Annotated in this window: 1 protein-coding gene; it reads right to left on the bottom strand. The window is 46.3% G+C overall.

The window, feature by feature from the left end:
* Positions 1 to 1,748, bottom strand: a 1,748-nt coding sequence (gene dnaE / locus ACH2DQ_RS17455; RefSeq protein ID WP_395027635.1) for a DNA polymerase III subunit alpha, incomplete at both ends; no start/stop codon positions are given.

Below are 1,748 nucleotides of genomic sequence, written 5' to 3'. Positions count from 1 at the left end.
AATCATAAAATCCGAAGTTACCTGGGAGATATTCTTACGCCATCTCTCTTCATATTCCTGAAGGGGATGACCGCTGATATATACGCCCAGCACTTCCTTCTCAAAACTGAGCAGCTGCTCTTTTTCGTATTCCCCAACGTCCGGCAGCCTGATTTCAAATTCTTTTTTCTCTTCTTCACCCACCAGATCAAATAAAGACATCTGTCCGGTGAGCGAATATTTCCGTTCCTGGTTCACGCTGTCCATAATCTGTACATAGATCATCATGAACTGCTTTCTGGTTCCGCCCAGTCCATCCAGTGCACCTGCTTTAATAAAGCTCTCAATGGTCCTCTTATTGACTTCTTTACCGGACAGGCGTTCGATAAAATCTTTTAAAGACTTATAGGGCCCTCTGTTCATACGCTCCGTTACAATTGCTTCAATCACCGGCTTTCCAACACTTTTAATGGCGGACAGCCCGTAACGGATGGATTTGCCATCTACCGAAAACGCACTTTCTCCCACATTAATGTCCGGGGGCAGAATATCTATGCTCATCTGTCGGCAGGTGAGAATATATTCCGATACTTTGGTAGGGTTATCAATAACTGACGTCATAAGCGCCGCCATAAATTCTACCGGATAATAATATTTCAAATATGCCGTCTGGTATGAAACCACCCCATATGCAGCCGCATGGGACTTGTTAAATGCATACTTTGCAAAATCTATCATGTCATCATAGATTTTATTAGCGATTTTCTCATCGATTCCATTATTGATACAGCCTGCAACGCCTTCTGCTTCGTTTCCGTATACGAAATTCTGACGCTCCTTTTCCATAACAGAAGCTTTTTTCTTGGACATGGCACGGCGCAGCAGATCGCTTCGTCCCAGGGTATATCCACCCAGGTCACGTACAATCTGCATAACCTGTTCCTGATAGACGATACAGCCATAGGTAGGCTCCAGAATGGATTCCAGCTGGGGGCAGTCGTAGACGATGCTGTCCGGATTATTCTTGCCCCGGATGTACTGGGGAATGAAATCCATAGGCCCCGGACGGTACAGGGATATCCCGGCGATAATATCTTCCAGGCTCTGAGGCTTTAATTCCTTCATAAAGCTCTTCATACCGCCGCTTTCCAGCTGGAACACACCATCTGTCCTTCCGGTTCCAATCGAATCCAGTACCTCTTTATCGTTATAATCAATCAGATCCATATCCAGACTTTTTCCTGAGCTCTTTTCCGCCAGGCGCACCGCATTCTGGATTACCGTCAGGGTCCGAAGTCCAAGAAAGTCCATCTTTAAAAGTCCCAGTTCTTCCAGTGTGGTCATGGTAAACTGGGTGGTAATGGAACCGTCTGATGCCCTGGACAGAGGAACGTATTCGTCCACAGATTTCTGGCTGATAACCACTCCGGCTGCGTGCATGGAGGTATGCCGCGGCAGCCCTTCCAGCCTCTTTGACATATCGATCAGCGTTTTCACCTGGGGATCGGATTCATACAGGCTTTTCATCTCGCCATTCATAATCAGCGCTTTATCTATGGTAATGTTCAATTCATTTGGTATCATTTTTGCAATGGAATCCACCATCGCATACGGCAGGTCCATAACACGGCCCACATCCCGGATTACACCTCGTGCAGCCATGGTACCAAAGGTAACAATCTGCACCACCCGGTCTTTTCCGTATTTTTCCACTACATAATCAATGACTTCCTGTCTTCTCTCATAACAGAAATCCACGTCGATATCGG

It is taken from the genome of Robinsoniella sp., from assembly GCF_034124845.1.
This window is presented reverse-complemented; position numbering and strand designations above follow the sequence as displayed.